Source organism: Pseudomonas putida, from assembly GCF_028682635.1.
Taxonomy (GTDB): Bacteria; Pseudomonadota; Gammaproteobacteria; order Pseudomonadales; family Pseudomonadaceae; genus Aquipseudomonas; species Aquipseudomonas putida_AE.
Genome location: NZ_JANHLK010000018.1, coordinates 1 through 20,693 on the forward strand (window position 1 = coordinate 1; position 20,693 = coordinate 20,693).

The window sequence follows — 20,693 nt, forward strand, 5'->3', positions numbered from 1 at the left end:
GAATGTTGAACTCCCGATCCTGGGGCTGACTCCTAATTCACAACACACTGCACATGACCCAGTTGTGGCGATGACCCACCAACAAGCCGGCGCGATATTCCAAACCGATCTTCCAGCCCGCCTGGACCGCTTGCCGTGGGGCCGCTTTCACACCCTGCTGGTGGTCGCGCTGGGCATCACCTGGTTGCTCGACGGCCTGGAAGTGACCCTGGCCGGCTCGGTGTCCGGCGCGCTGAAAAACAGCCCCGACCTGCGCATGAGCAACTTCGATATTGGCCTGGCCGGTGGCATCTATATCGCCGGCGCCGTGGTCGGTGCCTTGCTGTTCGGCTGGCTGACCGATCGCCTCGGGCGGCGCAAGCTGTTCTTCATGACGTTATGGCTGTATGTCGGCGCCACGGCGGCCACGGCGTTTTCCTTCAATCTGGAAAGCTTCCTGCTGTTGCGCTTCCTCACCGGCATGGGGATTGGCGGCGAATACACGGCAATCAATTCGACCATCCAGGAATTCACCCCGGCACGCTATCGCGGCTGGGTCGACCTGATCATCAACGGCACCTTCTGGTTAGGCGCAGCCCTGGGCGCCGGCGGGGCCATTGTCCTGCTCGACCCGCAGGTGGTCGGCGGCGACCTGGGCTGGCGCCTGTGCTTCGGCATCGGTGCCGCGCTGGGCCTGGTGATCCTGGTGATGCGCCTGTGGCTGCCGGAAAGCCCGCGCTGGCTGCTGATCCATGGTCGGCACGATGAGGCGCGACAGATCGTCGAAGGCATCGAAGCGCGTCTGCGCGAAGAAGGCCATGAACTGCCGGCCGTGACCGCTCAACCCCTGCGCCTGCACGCGCGGGACCATACGCCGCTGGCGGAGATCTTCCATACCCTGTTCGTCAGCTTCAGGCGCAGGGCGCTGGTGGGGATGACCCTGATGGCTGCGCAGGCGTTCTTCTACAACGCGATCTTCTTCACCTATGCGCTGGTGCTGACCGATTTTTACCAGGTGCCCGCCGAGCAGGTTGGTTGGTACGTATTGCCCCTGGCACTGGGCAATTTCTGCGGGCCGCTGCTGTTGGGGCGACTGTTCGACGTGATCGGCCGACGGGTGATGATCAGCTTCACCTACGCGACGTCCGGGATCCTGCTGGCGCTCAGTGGTTATGCCTTCGAGCAGGGCTGGCTGGATGTCACCCAGCAAGCCGCGGCATGGATGGTGATCTTCTTTTTCGCCTCGGCAGCGGCCAGTTCGGCCTACCTGACCGTGGCAGAAACCTTCCCCCTGGAAATCCGCGCCTTGGCCATCGCTGTGTTCTACGCGTTTGGCACTGGCCTGGGCGGCATCATCGGGCCGATGCTGTTTGGCCAACTGATCCAGACCCAGCAACGCGGCAGTCTGTTGATCGGTTATCTGATCGGCGCGGCGTTGATGTGTGTGGCGGCGCTGGTGCAAGGGGTTTGGGGCGTGGCGGCGGAGCGGCGGGCGTTGGAGCAGGTGGCCCGGCCGTTGTCCCAGGCTGCGGACCCATGAACAGATTCAAAGCCCACCGCCGAAGCGATACTGCCAGATCATGCCAACAGCATCGAATTCGCTGCCGGTGCGGGTATATCCGCCATTACTGGCATTGAGCTTGATCGAATGGTTGCGGTTCAACGGCAGCGTGAGGGTGCACCCGTAGCGGGAGTTTTCCTGATAATCGTGGTTACTGACCCCATCAACCGAGCTTTTACCACCTTCGAACCAGGTCGCATCCAGCGAAGCCCAGACACCGTTGTCAAATGCATAGATAAGATGCCCCTGTACCTGGTAAATCGGGTCCTGGGACAGTACGCGGTCGCCGAGTAATTGGTCATTGTCGGTGAAAAACGTGCCCGCGCCCGACAGTTCCAGGGTCACTTGCCCCACACGCTTGGAAACCCCGAGTTCAGGCTTGAACGACCAGCGATTGTTGCCCAGGTTAATCAGCCTGCTGTCGTCGTATTGGCCCAGTGGCGCCGTGACCGCCAGGCTGGCGCCGATGATCACATCCTGCTGGTAGCTGGGGAACTCGGCCAGGGACATCGCCGGGGCGCCATACAGGTTGACCGAGAAGCGAAACCTGGGGTCGATCAACCCGGTGACATCACGCTTCCTGGGCTCGCCGGCAAGCAGCGCAGAGCCGGTCAATTTCGCCTCGGGCACGACGACATCGAACTTCCCCGAACGACCCCAGACGTCCAGGGACCGGGCAAAGGCGAACACGACCGTCTCGATCTTGAGCTTGGCATCTTCGAGCGGAATCGAGGGATTGGCCGTCACGTTGCCATGCAGATCGCTGTAGCCGAGGAGCAAAAAATTGATACCGACCGGCGTATTGGCATAGGACCTGGGCTCGAGATCCTCTGCCACTGCACCGGTGGCGAGCATGACGAGCGAAGCGGATGCGAACCGAATCAACCTGACGACGCAGAGAGTGTGTTTCATCCACATTCGCTCGCTTGCTGTGAGGACCTCCGGGGTTCTATGAGTTGTAGCGCATCTGCATTTGTTTGGCACTGAGCAAGCGGTTAATGATGCGATGCGGGGAAGGGGCACTGTTGGTGCCCCTCGTGAATCAGCGCACCAGGCAAGGCTGCTTGTTGTTGAAGCTCCACCCAGGCATCAGGAACTGCATGGCGACGCTGTCGTCCCGGGCGCCGAGGCCCATGCCTTTGTAGAGTTCGTGCGCCTTGGCCACGGCGTCCATGTCGATGTCCACGCCCAGGCCATGCCGGGTCGGAACCTTGACGTAGCCACCTTCGATTTTCAGCGGCTCCCGGGTCAGGCGCTGGCCGTCCTGCCAGATCCAGTGCGTGTCGATCGCGGTGATCTCTCCCGGTGCGGCGGCGGCAACTTGAGTGAACATGGCCAGGGAGATATCGAAGTGGTTGTTGGAATGAGAACCCCAGGTCAGACCCCAGTCGTGACACATCTGGGCGACACGGACCGAGCCCTGCATCGTCCAGAAATGCGGATCGGCAAGCGGGATATCGACCGATTGCAGTTGAATGGCATGGCCCATTTCGCGCCAGTCGGTGGCGATCATGTTGGTGGCGGTCTTCAGGCCCGTGGCACGGCGGAATTCGGCCATGACCTCGCGGCCCGAGTAGCCGTTTTCCGCACCGCACGGGTCTTCGGCATAGGCGAGGACGTGGTGCTGGTCCCGGCACAGGCGGATGGCTTCCTTGAGCGACCAGGCGCCATTGGGGTCCAGGGTGATGCGGGCGTCAGGAAAACGTTCGGCCAGCGCGGTGACCGCTTCGATTTCTTCATCGCCGCGCAGCACACCGCCCTTGAGCTTGAAGTCGTTGAAGCCGTATCGGGCCTTTGCGGCTTCGGCAAGGCGCACGACCGCTTCGGCGGTCAGGGCTTTCTCATGGCGTAGCCGGAACCACTCGTCTTCAGCGTCGGACTCGTTGCGGTAGGCCAGGTCCGTGACAGTGCGGTCGCCGATGTAGAACAGGTAGCCGAGCATTTTCACTGCATCGCGTTGCTGCCCTTCGCCCAGCAATGCAGCCACCGGAACCTCGAGGAACTGACCCAGCAGGTCGAGCAGCGCGGCTTCCATCGCGGTCACCGCATGAATGGTGATGCGCAGGTCGAAGGTCTGCAGGCCGCGACCCGCCGCATCACGGGAAGCAAAGGTGCTGCGCATCTGATTGAGGATGCGTTGGTACTGGCCGATGGGCTGGCCGATCACCAGGCTGCGAGCGTCTTCCAGGGTTTCGCGGATGCGTTCGCCGCCCGGTACTTCGCCCACGCCAGTGTGACCGGCACTGTCCTTGAGAATGACAATGTTGCGGGTGAAGAACGGCCCGTGGGCACCGCTCAGGTTGAGCAACATGCTGTCGTGGCCCGCGACGGGTACGACCTGAAAACTGGTGACGACAGGGGACTGGGTGGTGTTGGCAGTCTGTTCAGCGTTCATGGCAAATTCCTGCGTAATAAGGTCGGTCAGCGATCAATGGGTTCAGTGAGCTTTGCTCAGGGTCGCACCCGTTGCAGCGGCGTTTGGCGGCGTCAGCAGGGACGATGCTTTCGGCGAAGTCCTGGCGAAGAACACCAGGATCGCGGCGAGTACCGAAGTGCCGGCCAGCCCATAGAGGCCGCCCTGGATCGATCCGGTTGTCTGTTCCAGGAAACCGAAGGTCGTGGGGGCGACGAAACCACCCAGGTTGCCAATCGAGTTGATCAGCGCGATGACGGCGGCGGCGATGCGGGCATCCAGGTAGCCCTGGGGGATTGGCCAGAACAGCGAAGACGCTGACTTGAAGCCGATGGCCGCGAAACAGATGGCAACGAAAGCGAAGATCGGCCCGCCGGTGGTGGACAGGAACATGCCAGCCGCTGCAATCAGCAGGGCAGTGGCGACCCAGGCTTGCTGGAACTTGAACTTGCTCGACAGGGCGGCAAACGAGTACATGGCGATGATCGAGATCAACCAGGGAATCGAGTTGAAAAACCCGACCTGCACATCGCTCAGGTCGCCCATCTTCTTGATGATGCTGGGCAGCCAGAAGGTCGCTGCGTAGATCGTCAATTGAATGCAGAAGTACAAGGCGCAAAACAGCAGGATCTGACGATCCTTGAGGAGCTTGCCAATGGTCGGTTTCACGGTGGTCAGCGCTTCACGCTCGCGTTGCTCCTGATCGATGGCACCGACCAGTGCGTCTTGCTCTTCACGGGTCATCCACTTGGCATCATGAGGTTTGGAGTCAAGCCAGAACCAGACGAAAAAGCCCAGGAATACCGAGGCCAGGCCTTCGATGGCGAACATCCATTGCCAGCCGTGAAAACCGAAACCTTCGATCTGCAGCAGGGCACCTGACAGCGGACCTGAAATCAGCGAGGCAACGGCCGAGCCACTGAGGAAGATGGCGATGGCCTTGCCGCGCTCGACGCCTGGCAACCAGCGGGTGAAGTAATAGATCACGCCAGGGAAGAAGCCTGCTTCGGCGACGCCCAGCAGAAAACGCAGGATGTAGAAGTGGGTTTCGTTCTGGATGAAGGCCATCAGCGTGGCCACGATGCCCCAGGTGAACATGATGCGGGTCAGCCAGATACGGGCACCGACTTTTTGCAGCAGCATGTTGGAAGGTACTTCGAACAGCGCATAGCCAATGAAGAACAGGCCTGCCCCCAGGCCGTAGGCGGCAGCGCCTATACCGAGGTCATGTTCCATGTGGGTGCGCACGAAACCGATATTGACCCGGTCGATGTAGTTGAGGATGAACATGATCACGAACAGCGGGAGTACATGCCTCTTCACTTTGCTCACGGCGCGCGCGAGAACCGAATCACTTTCTGGAACCACAGATGCATTGCTTGAATTGTTCACAATTCAAATCTCCCACTGATTATTTTTATGCGGGTTTGAGCGTCACACCGGCGGCTTGTTGGGATCTTTGATGCGCCTCGTGTTGATAGACATCATACAAGTGGTTTTTCCAGTTCGCAATGCGAGGGTCTGCGTTTTTGTCGTCGTGCTGCGCGATGAGAAATAGATTAGTGTGAATTTCGCCCAGTATTATCTGGTGTTTATGCCCCTGAATTGAAGTTGTGCGGTGAGGTTTTTCACATCGGTAAGAGGAGAGGCTATCACTCGGTTTTCGATTGATTAGGTGTGTTGTCATACAAGCTAGGGCCGTGTTGGCCCAACGAAGTACGTGCACAGTTCGCCAGGGAGTCACGGGTGGGTGTTAAGCTCTCAAGAGCGAAATTCTGTGGACTCAAATCTATGCAAATTGAAAGCGGAACCCCTGTCCGTAGACGATCCGCCAACCTGGCCCAGGGTGTGGTCGAAGCACTGACCCAGCGTATTTTGCTCGGACAATTGAAACCGGGCGAAAAGCTGCCCTCCGAATCCACCATCGTTCTCGAGCATGGCGTAAGCCGCACCGTTGTCCGGGAGGCGATCTCCAAGCTGCAAGCTTCGGGGTTGGTCGAGACACGACACGGCATCGGCACGTTTGTGCTGGAGCAGCAATCGCAGCCAGGGCTACGCCTGCATGTGGATACGGTCGCCAGTGTCAGGAGCATGCTGGAGCTGAGGCTGGGCCTGGAAGTGCAGGCTGTTGCGCTGGCGGCTGTTCGTCGAACTGACGATCAGCTCGCTCGCATGCGCCAGGCCTTGACTGATTACCAGGCTTCGCTGGCTAACAACGACAGTTGCGTCGAGGAGGACAAGCGCTTTCACCAGATCATTGCCGAAGCCACCGGCAATACTTTTTTCACGGAAATCATGCAGCACCTGGGCAACGCCATGATTCCTCGTAACCAGGTGAAGGTCGACGAGCGTGGAAGCGCTGACTTTTCACAATTGGGGCATCTGGCGAGTCTGGAGCACGAAGCGATTTTCAACGCGATCAAGCGCCAGGATCCCGATGCAGCTCGGGCTGCGATGGTGCTGCACTTGACCAATAGTCGGGATCGGTTTTCGGGAAACTGAAAAATTGTTGCGCCAGATGGCGAAATTCAGCACGGCGTTCAGGCCCGTGCCAGCGGCTGAATGACGGCTTCCCGGCAAAAGGTGGGATTCTGACCGCAAAGGTGAAATGGGATCAGACAGCTGCGTGCGGTCCATAGCGTTTCGGATGCACGCAGCTTGCTCAACTCGACAGCACTACAGCAACGAAATCGGGTAGCTGATAAACAGTCGGTTTTCGTCAAACTCATTGGTGCTGAACGTTTTGCGAATGCTGGAGTTTCGCCATTTCACGGTCAGGTTTTTCAAGGCGCCCGACTGCACGACGTAAGCCAGTTCCGATTCCCGGCCCCATTCCTTGCCATCGGTAATAGCGCCCGAGTGCACGTTGTCGCCACTCAAGTAACGATTCATCAGGGTCAGGCCAGGGACGCCGACCGTGACGAAGTTGAAATCGTGACGGACCTGCCAGGAGCGCTCCTGGGCGTTATCGAAACTGGAGTTGTAGCTGTCGTTGGCCAAGGTACCGCCGCTGGCACCGTTGACCCGCATCCACGCGGTATCGCCGGTGAGCTTTTGCAGGCCGACGTAAAACGTATTGCCGCCCAGTTTTGCCGAGAACAGGCCGAAGGCGGTCTTGTTGTCCATGTCGCCAGCCAGATGGGCACCGTCTTCCTTGCCGGTGAAAAAGCCCATGTTGGCGCCGAGCGTCCAGTCGCCCACGGGTTGGCTGTGGCTCAGGCTGAAGTACTGTTGCTGATAGATGTCCTTGAGTTCGTCGTACCAGAGCCCAACGGTCGTGCGCTTGTCGTTGAAGGTGTATTCACCGCCACCGAAGTTGAATCGATCGGAGGTGAACGCCGCTTTGCCGTTCATGGACATGTCTTCCATGCTCGCATCATTGCGCGGGCTGTTCTGTCTGATCTGACCGCCATACAACGTCAGCCCGCCGATTTCCTGGGAGGTGACCTGCGCGCCACGAAAGGTCTGCGGCAACGAACGACCATCATCGGAACGCAGGATCGGCAGGGTGCTGACCCATTCGCCGACTTTTACCACCGTTTTTGAAACCTTGGCCTTGGCGGCAACCCCCAGCCGTCCGAAGTTGTCAGCGGGGCGCCCATCATCATGAACCGGCAAAAGCTGAGTGCCGGCGGTGCCTTTGCCGCCGTCGAGCTTCTGCGAATAAAGCCCCAGCACATCAACGCCGAACCCTACCGGCCCAGGGGTGTAGCCGGAGCGTGCATCGAGGATAAAGTTTTGCGTCCATTCCTCCGCCTTGTTCTGCGGTGCGGCACTGTTCGGGAAGGCGGGATTGACGAAGTTGCGATTGATGTAGGCATTGCGCAGATTGAGCGTGGCAGTCGAGCCTTCGATGAATCCGCTGTTTTCATCGGCGTGAGCGACAGTCGCCGAGCCGGCACTGAGTGCCAGGGCCAGGCCGATCAAAGAGTAAGGTGCGGGCACGTTGCGGCTGAAACGGGTGTGGCGCATGGGGGATGTCTCGCGGTGAATTATTATTTTTTTCAGGGTTTTTTGCAGTTGGCGACTGAATTTCAGGCGCAAGCGGCCCTGGCAACAATCTGCCAAGGGACCGCCGTGTGAGCGTCTGGCGAAGGGGTGTCAGTGGTTGGCAACCTGACGACGCAGCAAGTCGTCAATGGCCCGGATGGCGAGGGGATATCCATCGGCGCCCATGCCGCAGATCACCGCATTGACCACACCCGACATGATCGAGTGGCGATGCAGTTCGTCCCGTGCATGGATGTTCGACAGGTGCAGCTCAATCAGTGGTGCGTCGAGCAACTTCAGCGCATCCAGGACCGGAATCGAGTGAAACGAAAGGCCGGCCGGGTTGATGATCACGGCAGCGCCTTGCTCGAAGGCCTCTTGAATCCAGTCGACCATTACGCCTTCGTGGTTGGTCTGGCGAAAGTCGATGACCAGATCAAGCTCTTCGGCCAGCCTCTTACTTCGTTGGCGGATTTGTTCGAGTGTGGTGTGGCCGTAGATGTGCGGCTCACGACGACCCAGCAGGTTGAGGTTTGGGCCGTTGAGGATGAAGACGGTGCGGTTCATGGTCGTCCTGCTGCGTTATTTGGAAAGAATGGCGGTAGCGCGAGTGTCGATCTCGTCGTCTTTGGCGACAGCGTTCAGGTCGATGCCGCGGGTTTCCGGGCCGATGACGATCATGGCCAGCGAGATCAGGTTAATCACCGCACACAGCGTCACCAGAGGCCATGGCGAGTTGTTCGACTGGCTCATCAGATAGACCGCGATCATTGGCATAGGGCCGCCGATCACCAGGTTGGCGCCGGTGTAGGCCAGAGCCGAGCCGGAGTAGCGCACCTGGGTCGGGAAGGCTTCGGCGAAGGCCACCGGCTGGATGCCGCTCTGGAACTGGGTGAAGCCCAGGAACAGCCCCATGATTGCCATGATGGCGGGAACGTTCAGTGTGTTGAGGATCGGGAAGTACACGAACAGGATCAGCAAGGTCATGCACGAACCAAATGCCAACGCCTTTTTACGGCCCCAGCGATCGGACAGATAACCACCGGCCAGCGCACCGAAAATCGCACACATGTTAGCCACCATCAGCGACATGAAGCCTGTCGACTGGCTGAAGCCCAGGTGCTTGGTCAGGTAGCTGAGGGAGAAAATCACGATCAGGTAGAACAGTGCAGCGGGCGAGCAGAAGAAAAACATCAGGCGCAGGATGGTTTTGTAATGGCTGCCCAGTGCGGATTTGAGCGGGCTCTTTTCCTGTTTGACCGGGGTCTTTTTCAACGCGACGAAGGCCGGGGTTTCATCGACTTTCAGGCGGATGAAGATCGCGACCACCACCAGTACGAAGCTCATGAGGAAGGGGATTCGCCAGCCAAAGCTTTCGAACTGCTCGCTTGAAAGCGTCGCCGCCAGGCCCATCAACACGCCGTTGGCCAATATCTGACTGAGCGGTGAGCACAGGCCGAGCATGCCGGAATAGCGGCCGCGGCGATCGGGGGTGGCGTGTTCCAGCGCCATCAGTTGCGCACCGGTGGACTCCCCACCCAGCGCGAAGCCCTGGATAATCCGCAGCAACACCAGCAGGATCGGCGCCCAGATGCCAACCTGACCGTAGGTGGGCAACAGGCCCATCAATACCGACGCCAGGCCCATCATGCTCACGGTGGCCAACATCAGGTTGCGCCGGCCCAGTTTGTCACCGAGGTAGCCGCAGGTAATGGCGCCCAATGGCCGAGCGGCCAGGCCGACACCGAAGGTTGCCAGCGACGCGAGCAGGCCGGCTGTCGGCTCCATGGCCGGGAAAAACAGCTTGGGCAGGATCGTCGCCGACACCGCGCCGTATAGCGTGAAGTCAAACCATTCCAGGGCGGTGCCGATCGTTGCGGCGGTCACCGCTTTGCGAGGCATGCGCGAATCATGAGTCTCTTGATGGGGTGTGCTCATAAAGGTGCTCGTCATTGTTTTTATGGTGTCGGGATACCCATACGATTTCGATGCGGCTGCAAGGAATCGTCGAAGTGAGTAGACGTTAGCGCATCCCGCTTGCAAAATAATTATCGAAATCACGATAAATAGATAAGTCAGCCTTATGGGTAGCGATTATGGAACTGCGTCACCTGAAAGCCTTTGTGATCGCCGCCGACCTGCAGCACTTCAGCCGCGCGGCTGAACAACTGGGTATCGCGCAACCGGCCCTGAGCCAATTGATGCGCACGCTTGAGGCGGAGTTGGGGTTGGCATTGTTCCGGCGGGAAAACCGCGGCGTGGCGTTGACCGCTGCCGGCGAGGCGTTCCTGCCCCATGCCCGGCAGTCCATCGAGGCCAGCGAGCTGGCAATTGCCGCCGCCCGGCGTGCCCGGCGCGGTGAAGTCGGCGAAATCAATATCGGTTATCACTCGGCCCTGTTCGAGGCCAATTTGCCGCAATTGCTGCGCCATTACTTCAGCACGTTTCCCGAAGTCAAAGTGTCCCTGGTGGACGCCGGTATTCGCGCGCAGTTCGACATGTTGCTCGACCACAAGCTTGACCTGGCCTTTGCCAGGGTGTTCAAGGATCACCTGCCGGACCGGCTGCGCACCCATCACTTCAGCCAATCCAGGCTCGTCCTGCTGATCCCGGACAACCATGAACTGGCGGACAGTTTTACCGGTGAACTGGCGACACTGCGGCATGAGAAGTTCGTGTTCTTGCAGGACAGCGCCGGCATTGGCCTGACCTCCCACACGCTCCAGGCCTGCCGGCAAAACCAGCTGCACCCCGAGAACATCATGCATGTGCCATCGCTGATGAGCATTCCCGGGCTGGTGGCCGCGGGTATCGGCCTGAGCATCGTGCCCGAAACGATGACCCGGCTGACCATGCCCGGCATACGGATCGTGCCCCTGGCGCAACCGGAAATGGTCAGTGAACTGTCGCTGATTTCACGGATTGATGAACGATCGAGCGCGGTTTTGCATTTTATCGAAGAGGCCCATGGGTGGGGGTGACCTTTCCCATGGGGCGGTGTTCACTGTCATGCGTCGTCAGAAGTCGAAGAACACGGTTTCCGCTTCGCCTTGGACATGGATATCGAAGCGGTACGCCAGCTGGCCATCGACCGTGCAGCGCCGGGCGATCAGGGATTCGCGCCGATGGGGTTGTTCGATCAGGTTCAGCACGGGATCCACGGCATTCGCCTCGGGTTCGTCGTCGAAGTACAGTCGGGTCTGCAAGTGAATGTTGATGCCCCGGGCAAACAGCGCCACGTTGACATGCGCAGCCATGGCCACGCCCGAGGCGTTTTTCACCACGCCAGGCTTCACGGTCTTGATCGTCCATTCACCGACATCGGTCGTTGCGGTGCGGCCAAAACAATTGAAGGGTTTTTCCAGGTCGAAAGCGCTGTCGTAGACGCCTTCGTGATTGGCCTGCCAGCACTCCAGGAAGGCGTCGCGAATCAGGTGGCCATTGCCGTCATACACGTGGCCCAGCAATAAAATGTGCTCACCTGGCGCGCCGGGTCTGGCCATTTCATTCCAGATTTCCTGCTCACGCGGCGCGTTGCCGGCAGCTTCCAGCGCCAGGCCGATATGGACATAGGGGCCGGCGGTTTGCGACGGGGTTTCAGGCAGCAGTTGAACGGGCATGTGCAGGCCTCCTCAGCAGTTTTCGAAGTGGGTCTTGCGCTGACCGCGCAGGACGATATCAAAACGATAAGCCAGGCAATCCATGGGATTGGCCATGCCCATGTCCAGCCGGGCGATCAGACTCTGCACCGCGTCCTGATTGGCGATCGACTTGACGATCGGGCACATGGGGATCAGCGGATCACCTTCGAAATACAGCTGGGTAATCAGGCGCGTGGCAATCGACGGGCCACTGATGGAGACATGGATATGCGCAGGGCGCCAGTCGTTGGGGCCGTTGCGCCATGGGTAGGGGCCGGGTTTGACGGTGCGGAAGCTGTAGTTGCCATCGCGGTCGGTCAACGCTCGGCCAACGCCGCCGAAGTTCGGGTCAAGCGGGGCCAGGTAGCTGTCTTTCTTGTGCCGGTAACGACCACCGGCATTGGCCTGCCACATCTCTACCAGGGTGTGGGGAATCGGCTTGCCGTACTGATCGCAAACCCGGCCCGCCAGGATGATGCGTTCGCCGATGGGCAGGCCGCCATGATTGAAATTCAACAGCAGATCGTTATCGTGCCGGCCCATTTGCAGATGGGAAAAATCCGGGCCGCTGGTTTCGGATAAGGATTGCGGGATGCTCACCAGTGCCTGGCGGGGAGAGCGCAGGATCGAAGTCTTGTAGTCAGGCGTCAGGGCCTTGGGATGCCAATTACGGTCACGAATGACGAAGCGGCTGTCGTGCGCATCAGACATGTCGTTTTTTCCTGTTGTTATGGGTGGACAGAAGCCGGTACTGCGTTGGCAGCGTTCCCAGTTTCCGCTTGTACAACCCATCGCAAAATTGAAAAAATCGACCTTATGCATATCCAGATGGTTATGGATATTTGCCCTCACGATAGTCCTGCCCGACCTCGCGCAGTGCCTCCACACACCACTGCGCCGCTGGCGCCAGTGCCAATGCGGGATTGGTGCAGAACCCCACGGAACCACCAGGCTCACGCATCCCCAGGTCCAGCTCCACCAGCTCGCCTTGCCTCAAGTCCTGCCTGACAGCGTCCAAAGGCGCGACCCAGATGGCCTGGCTGCTTTGTACGTAGCGCCGACTCAGGGCCACCGACAGGGTTTCCAGGCGTTGGCGTGATGGGGTTATCCCGTGTTGCACAAACAGGCTGTCGGCGAATTTGCGGATCGTCGTTCCCGCCGACGGCAGTACCAACGGATAGTCCTCGAGATTTTTCTGCCCCGGCAGATCGGTGAGCACCGGATGGCCGCTACGCACCACCAAGGTCATGGATTCGCTGTAGAGGTGCTCGAACGCCAGCCCGAGAATCAGTGGGCTATCGGTCATCCTGCCCACTACAAGGTCCAGCTCACCGACACGCAACCGCGACAGCAGGTAGGCACTTGGGCCGGTCACGACACTGACCACCAACGCCGGGTGGCGCTCGTGCAGACGGCACACCACTTCAGGCACCAACAGGCTTTCGACGGTGGACAGCACACCAAGCTGCACGCTGATGGGCTCATGCACACCAGAGCGCAAACTGTTGACCCCGTCACGCAACGATTGCACGCTCGGCCCTGCGTAGCGCAAAAAGGCCACACCGGCCTCGGTCAACGTCGAGCCCTTTTTACCCCGTTCAAACAGCGTGGCATCCAACAGGTTTTCAAGCTCCTTCAGGGTCTTGGAAAGCGCCGGCTGGCTGATTGCCAACTTGTCGCAGGCACGCGCCAGGCTGCCCTGGCGCGCCACCTCGAGAAAACACAGCAGATGACGGAATTTGATACGGGTATCGATGTTCAATCGGTTCTCTGCCTTTGTGGTTTGGCCTCTATTATTGTTGGATTAGCAGCGTTTGTGTGGGTTGTCACCCGACCCATTACGCAATTCAGGCGTATATTGGTGGTGTCGACCCAGACATTCGAGACGATAGTCAATCGTCGGTGGTGTGACACGCGATCGCGCAGGGGGGCCAGATTTCCCGGAGCGTTTGGAGGTGTTACGTGAGCCAGTATCAACGACTCTTACTGATAGCCGGTCCAGCCATGCGCCACACCCCGGCGTTGGAGCGAGCTGTCGCCATTGCCGAAGCCACAGGCGCGGCCCTGCATATCACGGTGTTTATCGAAGACTCCAACCTCCTGGGCTTGAGGAGCGCGGGTGCACGTTTTCGTGAAGCCTGCCAGCAAGAGAACGAAATATGGTTGAAGGATGAGGCCGATCTATTCCGCGAGCGCGGGGTCAAGGTGAGTACCGAAGTGCTTGTTACGCGAACCGCGCTGCAAGAAATACTTCTGCACGTGGCAGAAATGCAGCCGGATCTGCTTATCAAGGACGTGCAGCACGAGTCAGCGCTCAAGCGCGTTTTCATTACGCCTCTGGATTGGCACCTGTTGCGTGAATGTCCGGTGGCTGTGCATCTGGTCAGCGAAGTCAGGTGTCCACTTCCGCGGGTGGTAGTGGCGGCGGTCGATCCATCACAACCCGAGACTCAGATCACTGGCATCAACGAACGCATCATCCAGGCGGCAAACGGATTGGCGATGCAATGCAGTGCGCAACTGCATCTTTTGCATGCCTACGATCCATCGTCGACCCATATATCCGACGCAGGCGCCGGTGCCGTGACGATGCCCGGTTTCAGCAGCGAAGTGCGCAAGTCACTGCAAAAGAAATTTATCGCATTGGCCGACCACTACGGTGTGCCCACTGAGCGGCAACACTTCGTTGAAGGTCCACCAGGCAAGGCGCTGGCCGACTTTGCAGCGCATCACCGGGCCGATGTGATCGTCATGGGAAATGCCCACCGCAAGGGGCTGGGTAAATGGGTGGGCAGTACGACGGAGCATGTGCTGTATCAAGTGCCCTGTAACATTTTCGCCGTTACCGGGTCTGCGGATGAGTGAATGGATTCGCTATGAAATGACTCGCAAAGAGCGCCTCAGCGACTGGGGCGGGATTTTTCGTGGGCTATTCTGCTCGCTGTGCAATTCACAGCTTGTAGCCTATCTGCCGCAACAGGTTCTTGCGCCACAGGATGTCTTCGTCGCCCTCAATGTCAGTGGCACAGAAACCATCCACCACGCCAGGTCACCGTCAAAAAACAAGGACCTCGGTTCCAACCCAAGTCCTTGGTATTCATTTTGCGCGCGAATCACTGAAATCCAGATTCATCTCGACTATTTCTGCGATACCTGCAATTCGCGCACCGCCATTGCCCCCGTCCCAAGGGGTGAGTCCAGGGTATAAAGCTGCACACGCAGGCGTCCTGCCAACAACTCTTCGCGATCACTTGCCTTGAGAGTCAAGCTGTCGCTCGCCTGGGTCATATGCGGTTTGAGCAAGTTCCATATGATCGGCCCCGGCTTTTCGTCGAGGCTGCGCGCAAGCGTTACACCAATGACCTGATCGTGGGGAACGTCGCGGGTATGAGCGGTGTAAGCGAGTTTGCCGGTGAGCTTGTCATAATCGAAGTTCACCACGACAGAGGCACCCCGGCGGGTGAGGGGCGTGGCCCTGAACTTCAACGGCGAAGGGGCCTTTCCCGCTTCCAGCGGCGGGGTGGTGAAGGGCGGGTGACGTGGCTGGGTGTTGCGCTCCCAACCATAGGCCAGGTTCAGCAGTTCGGATTCGGCAAATTCGCTCCCCAGCAACTCCAGTCCCACCGGCACCTGATCGGCTGTCCAGCCCGCTGGCAGCGCGATAGCGGGTAGACCGGTGCTGGCGCTTAGCTGGCAGTTCGTGGCGCCGAACTGCGGTTCTCCGATCAGCGCAGGCTTGCGTTGAATGGTCGGGTAGGCCAGGGCACTCAAGTGCTGGTTACGCAATTGCAGGGTTATCAGGGCCCTTAGTGCCGCGCGTTTCTGCAGAACCTTGTTCAATGCTTCCCGGTCGCTGGCTTTTTCCAGGTCGACAGCGTCGCGAACCCGCAGGCCAGGATCGAGCAACAGATGATCCATGCCCTGGGCAAGTATCTGGCGCAGGCTGTCGACGGGAGCGCCGGGATGCTTGGCGAGATAAGCGGCCAGGTCGTACTTGAATTCGTAGGGGATGATGCTGCTGTCACGCAGCAATTCGTCCAGCTCCGGGATCGAGACTTCAACCACGGTGGCGCCTTGGGTCTTGAGCTGCTCCAGCGCCTTGTCAATGACCTGAACCACCTCCATGTCCTCGGGGGCGTTTCCAAATAGCTCGCGAATCACGCCTATTCTCGCGCCTTTCAAGCTATCGGCCTTGAGTGAGGTGAGATAGGAGGGGGGAATATGCCGATTGGCATCAGCAGTCGAAGGATCGCTGGCATCGCTGCCGACAGTGGCATCGAGCATGACTGCCAGGTCCGCAACACTGCGTGCCATGGGACCTGCTACGTCCTGGGTCGAGGACAGCGGCATCACTCCGCTACGGCTGGCAAGACCTCTGGTAGTGCGCAGTCCCACCAGATTCTGATAGGCCGCTGGAATTCGTATTGAGCCGCAGGTATCGCTGCCCATACCGGCGGCGGCGAAACTGGCGGCCACTGCTACGGCGGTGCCTCCGCTGGAGCCGCCCGGTGCGCGAGTCGGGTCGTAGGCGTTGCGGGTATAACCCGTCAAGGAAGAGACCGTGGTGACGCCGGCAGCCAGCTCGTGCATCGTCGTCTTACCAATGATGACCGCCCCCGCCGCGCGTAATCGCTGCACCTGGTAGGCATCGGCGGTGGGCTTTAGATTGGCGAGTGCGAGGGTGCCGCCAGACGTTGGCATGTCAGTGGTGTCGTAGTTGTCCTTGACCACGACGGGAATGCCGTGGAGCGGGCCGCGCGGCCCTCGCGTACGGCGTTCTTCGTCGAGGCGCTTGGCATCCTGCAGCGCGTTGGGATTGAGACTGACGATGGCATTGAGCGCCGGCCCCTGCTGATCGTATGCCTTGATCCTTGCCAGGTATTGTTCCACCAGTTCGTGCGAGCTGATCGTGCCTGCGCTCATTGCCGCCTGCAACTCGCTGATCGAGGCCTCATATACAGAAGGTGCCGGACTCGCTGATGCCGCCTGGGTATTGGCTGCCAGGCCGAGGCAGGCAATAGCGCAGAGTGAACCCGATATTCGGCGTGGAAGTGAGAGTGCGTTTGTCATGTGAAGTGTTTTCATGAGACTCAGCCCTTACGCCGTGACGTCGCAATTGCGCCGGGTGATCACCTGTCCGGCCCGTGCGCCCTGGTGCCGGCCTTCTCGCCAGGTGACCTGACCGTTGACGATGACGACCTCGATACCTTCGGCAGGTGCGGTGGGGTGGTCATAGTCGGCGACGTCGCGCACGGTCAGCGGGTCGAACACGACGATGTCGGCGTGGTTGCCCACGGCGAGAACGCCGCGTTTGTCGAGTTTGAAATTGCGCGCGGTCAGCCCGGTCATCTTCCAGACCGCGGTTTCCAGCTCAAACAGGCCGAGTTCACGGCTGTAGTGCCCGAGGATCCGGGGGAAGGTGCCCCAAAGGCGCGGGTGTGGCTTCTCGCCCGTCGGGATGCCGTCGGAGCCGATCATGGTTTCATCGAAGGCGAGAATGTTCTGCACATCTTCTTCATCCATGCCGAAGTAGATCGCACTGGCTGGCTGCAGGCGCGCGGCCGCCTCGACCTTGCTGACACCCCACTCGGTGGCGATGTCGTCGAGGTCGCGTCCGGTGTGTTCGGGATGCGGCTCGCTGGAGGCAATCAACACGCGCCCCTGCAAGCGATTCGGGTCGGTATGCAGCATGGTCGAACTGGCGTTGTAGGGGTAGCAGTCCAGGGAAATGCATTGGCACTTCATTGCCTCGCGAATGATCGGCAAGGTGATTGCCGATTTGCCGAAGTTCTGCCGACGTTGCAGCTTGTGGTGGGAGATCACCACCGGGCTGTCCAGTTCTCGACCGATATGAAAACTCTCCTCCAGTGACGCCAGGGTGTTGTCCGCCTCATCGCGCATGTGTGTCACGTAAAGCGCGCCACTGCCGGTTAGCGGTCTGCAAACGTCGATGATTTCCTGGGTCGGGGCGTGCGCTGCCGGAGGGTAATAGGTCCCGGTGGAAATGCCGATTGCGCCCGCTGCCAGGGCCTCGTCGAGCAGCGCCTGCATGGCGCCGATCTCTGTAAGGTCCGCGGCGCGTTCAAGCGAGTCCATGGTCATGACGCGCAAAGTGGAATGCCCGACCATGGCCGCGACGTTGACCGCCGAGGGAGACTGTCGCAGCGCGTCGAGATAGCCCTTGAAAGTGGAAAAGCGAGTGCTGTCGGTGTCATCCAGCAGGTTGAGCGGCGAGGGCAGGTCACTGTCCTGGCGCAATGGCGCAATGCTGATGCCGCAGTTGCCGGTGACCACGGTGGTGACCCCCTGGGACACCTTGAAGGTCATGTCGGGTTGGGACAGCACAGCCTGGTCATCATGGGTGTGGGAGTCGATGAAGCCCGGTGCGACCACCTTGCCCGTGGCATCGATACGCTGGTTGGCCTGGCAGGCCGACAGGTCACCGAGGGCGCTGATACGCCCATCGATAATGCCCAGGTCTGCGCGGTAGCGAGGTGCTTTGCTACCGTCGATGAGCGTGCCGCCTTCAATGATGAGGTCGAACGGATGATCGTTACGCATGTGCTTGTCCTGCTTGTTGTTGGAGGATGGGTGCGGGATTGCGCCAGGTCAGGGCGATGACAAAGGCCGCCATGGCGGCGGCGACCAGGAACCAGAACGCCGCCATGTAGGAACCGTCGAAGGCTACGATCAGGCTGCCCATGATGATTGGGGCGACGGAGCCGGCCATCTGTCCGCCGAAATTCATCAGCCCGGTGGCGCTGCCAATCAGGTGCGAGGAAAAGCGTTTGAGCGGAACGGAAAATACCGTGGCATAGATGAAGTTGAACGACAGCAGGCAGAGGGTCCAGTACACCACCAGCAACGTGATCGAGGTGGTGCTGATCATCAGTGAGAGGAAGATGGCGCAGCACAACGAGCCGCCCATCATGAAGTGCCGCTCACGGTCTTGGCCGACCTTGTCGAGCAACCAGCCCACCGCGTTGGTGCCCAGGAACGCGATCAAGTAGGGAATCGCGGAAGCCAGGCCGATATGCAGCAGGTCGATCTGGTACTGCTTCATGAGGTAGGACGGCATCCAGGAGATCATGCCGATGTAGAGAATGCTGGTGCAGAACCAGATCGCCGTGAGCTTGAGTGCCGCCGGGTTGCGTATCAGTTCGCGCAACGGGTTGCCCGTCTGGACGCCTTTGGCTTTCTGTTGCTGGGCGATGCCGCCCCTGAGTGCCAGCCACAGGACCACTGACACCAGCAAACCCACGCCCGCCAGTAACTGGAATGCTTCACGCCAGCCCCAATAGACGACGACCAGCGCCACCAGCCCTGAGCCGACCGCATTGCCCAGAAACACCGTGGAAATCAGAAAGGACTTGGCCCGAGCGCGCTCCTGCTTGGGGAACACCTCGGCCACGGTCACCGAACTTGCCGGTGAAAAGCAGCCCTCGCCCATACCGAAGAGAAAGCGGATCAACAGCAGCGACGCGAAGGACCACGCCACGCTGGTCAGGCCGGTGAACACCGACCATGCGATCACGCAGCCCACCACCACGAGGCGTGAACCATAGCGGTCCGACATCCAGCCACCCACCAGTTGCATGAGTGCGTAACTGACATAAAACGCACTCAGCACCATGCCCGCTTGCCGCGCATCCAGTGCGAATTCCTGGCCGATGGGAATGATCGCCGTGCTCATCACGATCCGGTCGGCATAGCCGACTGCCCACGCCAGGAACAGGGCGCTGAGGCAAATCAGTTTCTGCGTTTTGCTGCTTGTTTCACTGAGACTCTTCATACGTTTTCGCTCTACCTGGATGTTGTTTTAATAGGCAGTGAAGGTTGAAACGCTTGCTCTACAGCTGTTGTTTTTTGGAAGGAAGGTGCTGCATCACACCTGGGTGTCTTCGCGGCCGGCGATCATCTCGCTCAAGCGCTGGGCGCTGGCACAGGCAAGGGTGAAGCCCAAAGCGCCGTGGCCCAGGTTCAGCCATAAATTGCGGTACGGCGTGGCGCCCACCATGGGCACCCCGCTGGGTGTTGCCGGGCGCATGCCGGCCCATTCCAGTGCTTGCGGGTAATCGCCGCCGCGGGGAAAGAGTGCTGAAGCGGCCTGGCGAATGCTGTCGATTCGTCGGCGGTCGATGCAGGGATCGAAACCGACGATGTCGACCATGGCGGCGACGCGCAGCTGCTGGCCGAGCCGTGCGTAAACGACTTTGCGGTCATAGTCGGTGACGCTCACCTCGGGCGCTTGATGCTCAGGCAGAATGGGGACGCTCAGGCTGTATCCCTTCAGCGGATAAACCGGAATCCGCATGCCTGGCAGCGCCAGTGCCGCGCTGCGATAACCGGCGCTCAATACCAGCTGTTGCACCGGCAGCACCTGATCGCCCAGTTCCACCGCCTGCACCTTGCCCCCGACCTCGCGGATGCGCGTAACCGCCTGGCCGAGGATAAAGTTGCACAGCCCTGATGCCCGCAACCGCTCTGCCAGCAACAGGCAGAACTGATGGCAATCGCCGACTTCTTCATCCGGGGTAAAAATGCCGCCCACAAACGGCGCGTTTGCCAGTGTCGGCTCGAGATCGAACAGTGCGTTTGGTTCCAGAACCTGCTGGCTCTGAGGTTCGCAAAGCCGCGTGCGGGCATGTTTAAAACTGCTCCGGGAGCGGTACGTCACCAGCTTGCCGTTGCGTCGCCAAGCGAACTCCCCCAGCGCATCCTCTTCGCGCCAGGTGTTCAGCACCTGCTGGCTTTGCAGCGCCAGGCGGTAAAGCTGTTCTGCGTTGCGACGGTTGACCGAACCCCGGCAGGCGCCGAGGAAAGCCATCATCCAGCGCCACTGGCGCAGATCTAGGCGCGGGCGCAGCTTGAGCGGTGAGTCACCTTGCAGCATCCAGCCCAGGGCCTGCAGCGGCACACCGCTATCGGCCAATGGCGCCACGTAGCGATAGGACAGTTGCCCGCCGTTGGCAAAGCTGGCCTGGCGGGCGAGGTCCGGTTGCGCATCGATCAGGTCGACCTGCAGTCCTTGACGCACCAGGGCGTAAGCCGTCGTCAGGCCAATCACGCCACCACCGATGATGCACACACGCTGAGTCATGACCCGTTC

Annotated in this window: 17 protein-coding genes and 1 pseudogene; 4 read left to right on the forward strand and 14 right to left on the reverse strand. The window is 59.9% G+C overall.

The features are described from left to right. Positions 1–70 precede the first annotated feature (70 nt). Positions 71–1,519, forward strand: a complete 1,449-nt coding sequence (locus NPS56_RS20830; RefSeq protein ID WP_274076362.1) for an MFS transporter — start codon at positions 71–73, stop codon at positions 1,517–1,519. 6 nt (positions 1,520–1,525) lie between these two features. Here NPS56_RS20830 and NPS56_RS20835 read toward each other — a convergent pair whose 3' ends face one another. The 3 genes from NPS56_RS20835 to NPS56_RS20845 form a co-directional block, all read right to left on the reverse strand. Beyond that, positions 1,526–2,452 carry a transporter gene (locus tag NPS56_RS20835; protein WP_274076363.1) on the reverse strand — a complete coding sequence of 309 codons (927 nt, stop codon included), beginning with the start codon at positions 2,450–2,452 and terminating at the stop codon, positions 1,526–1,528. Between the two features lie 130 nt (positions 2,453–2,582). Then, on the reverse strand, positions 2,583–3,935 hold the full coding sequence (gudD, locus tag NPS56_RS20840) for a glucarate dehydratase (protein WP_274076364.1): 1,353 nt from the start codon (positions 3,933–3,935) through the stop codon (positions 2,583–2,585). 42 nt (positions 3,936–3,977) lie between these two features. Then, entirely contained in the window at positions 3,978–5,345 is a 1,368-nt protein-coding gene (locus tag NPS56_RS20845) for an MFS transporter (RefSeq protein ID WP_274076365.1), read from the reverse strand. A 399-nt stretch (positions 5,346–5,744) separates the two neighbouring features. On the opposite strand from NPS56_RS20845, the gene NPS56_RS20850 reads away from it, so the two are divergent. After that, positions 5,745–6,455 carry a FadR/GntR family transcriptional regulator gene (locus tag NPS56_RS20850; RefSeq protein WP_274076466.1) on the forward strand — a complete coding sequence of 237 codons (711 nt, stop codon included), beginning with the start codon at positions 5,745–5,747 and terminating at the stop codon, positions 6,453–6,455. A 174-nt stretch (positions 6,456–6,629) separates the two neighbouring features. On the opposite strand, the gene NPS56_RS20855 is transcribed toward NPS56_RS20850, so the two are convergent. From NPS56_RS20855 to NPS56_RS20865, 3 genes are all read right to left on the reverse strand, one after another. After that, complete coding sequence (locus NPS56_RS20855; protein ID WP_274076366.1) at positions 6,630–7,925, reverse strand: OprD family porin; 1,296 nt, start codon at positions 7,923–7,925, stop codon at positions 6,630–6,632. Positions 7,926–8,054: 129 nt separating this feature from the next. Continuing rightward, positions 8,055–8,510, reverse strand: a complete 456-nt coding sequence (locus NPS56_RS20860; protein WP_274076367.1) for a type II 3-dehydroquinate dehydratase — start codon at positions 8,508–8,510, stop codon at positions 8,055–8,057. A gap of 15 nt (positions 8,511–8,525) precedes the next feature. Continuing rightward, positions 8,526–9,881: an MFS transporter gene (locus NPS56_RS20865; RefSeq protein WP_274076368.1), complete on the reverse strand. Its 1,356-nt coding sequence runs from the start codon at positions 9,879–9,881 to the stop codon at positions 8,526–8,528. A 158-nt stretch (positions 9,882–10,039) separates the two neighbouring features. On the opposite strand from NPS56_RS20865, the gene NPS56_RS20870 reads away from it, so the two are divergent. After that, complete coding sequence (locus NPS56_RS20870; protein WP_274076369.1) at positions 10,040–10,924, forward strand: LysR family transcriptional regulator; 885 nt, start codon at positions 10,040–10,042, stop codon at positions 10,922–10,924. Between the two features lie 36 nt (positions 10,925–10,960). Here the strand turns inward: NPS56_RS20870 and pcaG are convergent, their stop codons facing one another. The 3 genes from pcaG to pcaQ all read right to left on the reverse strand — a co-directional run bounded on the left by pcaG (position 10,961) and on the right by pcaQ (position 13,346). Beyond that, positions 10,961–11,563, reverse strand: a complete 603-nt coding sequence (gene pcaG, locus NPS56_RS20875) for a protocatechuate 3,4-dioxygenase subunit alpha (RefSeq protein ID WP_274076370.1) — start codon at positions 11,561–11,563, stop codon at positions 10,961–10,963. 12 nt (positions 11,564–11,575) lie between these two features. Beyond that, entirely contained in the window at positions 11,576–12,295 is a 720-nt protein-coding gene (gene pcaH, locus NPS56_RS20880; protein ID WP_274076371.1) for a protocatechuate 3,4-dioxygenase subunit beta, read from the reverse strand. Positions 12,296–12,416: 121 nt separating this feature from the next. Beyond that, the gene (gene pcaQ / locus NPS56_RS20885; RefSeq protein ID WP_274076372.1) at positions 12,417–13,346 is read right to left on the reverse strand and encodes a pca operon transcription factor PcaQ; all 930 of its coding nucleotides are present in this window, start codon (positions 13,344–13,346) and stop codon (positions 12,417–12,419) included. A 200-nt stretch (positions 13,347–13,546) separates the two neighbouring features. Here pcaQ and NPS56_RS20890 point away from each other — a divergent pair, with 200 nt between their 5' ends. Beyond that, positions 13,547–14,449 (forward strand): universal stress protein, encoded by a 903-nt coding sequence (locus NPS56_RS20890; RefSeq protein ID WP_274076373.1) that lies wholly within the window; start codon positions 13,547–13,549, stop codon positions 14,447–14,449. Positions 14,450–14,534: 85 nt separating this feature from the next. Here the strand turns inward: NPS56_RS20890 and NPS56_RS20895 are convergent. The 5 genes and pseudogenes from NPS56_RS20895 to NPS56_RS20915 all read right to left on the reverse strand — a co-directional run. Beyond that, positions 14,535–14,630 (reverse strand): annotated as a pseudogene (locus NPS56_RS20895) (adenosine-specific kinase); the annotation flags it as partial. Positions 14,631–14,722: 92 nt separating this feature from the next. After that, complete coding sequence (locus NPS56_RS20900; protein WP_274076374.1) at positions 14,723–16,507, reverse strand: amidase; 1,785 nt, start codon at positions 16,505–16,507, stop codon at positions 14,723–14,725. A 174-nt stretch (positions 16,508–16,681) separates the two neighbouring features. Further along, the gene (locus NPS56_RS20905) at positions 16,682–18,145 is read right to left on the reverse strand and encodes an N-acyl-D-amino-acid deacylase family protein (RefSeq protein WP_274076375.1); all 1,464 of its coding nucleotides are present in this window, start codon (positions 18,143–18,145) and stop codon (positions 16,682–16,684) included. Then, entirely contained in the window at positions 18,138–19,376 is a 1,239-nt protein-coding gene (locus NPS56_RS20910) for an MFS transporter (protein ID WP_274076376.1), read from the reverse strand. The genes NPS56_RS20905 and NPS56_RS20910 overlap by 8 nt, the downstream gene beginning before the upstream one ends. Positions 19,377–19,469: 93 nt before the next feature. Beyond that, positions 19,470–20,684 carry a D-amino acid dehydrogenase gene (locus NPS56_RS20915; RefSeq protein ID WP_274076377.1) on the reverse strand — a complete coding sequence of 405 codons (1,215 nt, stop codon included), beginning with the start codon at positions 20,682–20,684 and terminating at the stop codon, positions 19,470–19,472. Positions 20,685–20,693 lie beyond the last annotated feature (9 nt).

Bases quoted from the DNA above. Each gene is read 5' to 3' on its own strand.
- NPS56_RS20830 (WP_274076362.1), top strand. From the start codon at position 71: ATGACCCACCAACAAGCCGGCGCGATATTCCAAACCGATCTTCCAGCC.
- NPS56_RS20835 (WP_274076363.1), bottom strand. From the start codon at position 2,452: ATGAAACACACTCTCTGCGTCGTCAGGTTGATTCGGTTCGCATCCGCT.
- gudD (WP_274076364.1), bottom strand. From the start codon at position 3,935: ATGAACGCTGAACAGACTGCCAACACCACCCAGTCCCCTGTCGTCACC.
- NPS56_RS20850 (WP_274076466.1), top strand. From the start codon at position 5,745: ATGCAAATTGAAAGCGGAACCCCTGTCCGTAGACGATCCGCCAACCTG.
- NPS56_RS20855 (WP_274076366.1), bottom strand. From the start codon at position 7,925: ATGCGCCACACCCGTTTCAGCCGCAACGTGCCCGCACCTTACTCTTTG.
- NPS56_RS20860 (WP_274076367.1), bottom strand. From the start codon at position 8,510: ATGAACCGCACCGTCTTCATCCTCAACGGCCCAAACCTCAACCTGCTG.
- NPS56_RS20865 (WP_274076368.1), bottom strand. From the start codon at position 9,881: ATGAGCACACCCCATCAAGAGACTCATGATTCGCGCATGCCTCGCAAA.
- NPS56_RS20870 (WP_274076369.1), top strand. From the start codon at position 10,040: ATGGAACTGCGTCACCTGAAAGCCTTTGTGATCGCCGCCGACCTGCAG.
- pcaG (WP_274076370.1), bottom strand. From the start codon at position 11,563: ATGCCCGTTCAACTGCTGCCTGAAACCCCGTCGCAAACCGCCGGCCCC.
- pcaH (WP_274076371.1), bottom strand. From the start codon at position 12,295: ATGTCTGATGCGCACGACAGCCGCTTCGTCATTCGTGACCGTAATTGG.
- NPS56_RS20900 (WP_274076374.1), bottom strand. From the start codon at position 16,507: ATGAGCGCAGGCACGATCAGCTCGCACGAACTGGTGGAACAATACCTG.
- NPS56_RS20905 (WP_274076375.1), bottom strand. From the start codon at position 18,145: ATGCGTAACGATCATCCGTTCGACCTCATCATTGAAGGCGGCACGCTC.
- NPS56_RS20910 (WP_274076376.1), bottom strand. From the start codon at position 19,376: ATGAAGAGTCTCAGTGAAACAAGCAGCAAAACGCAGAAACTGATTTGC.
- NPS56_RS20915 (WP_274076377.1), bottom strand. From the start codon at position 20,684: ATGACTCAGCGTGTGTGCATCATCGGTGGTGGCGTGATTGGCCTGACG.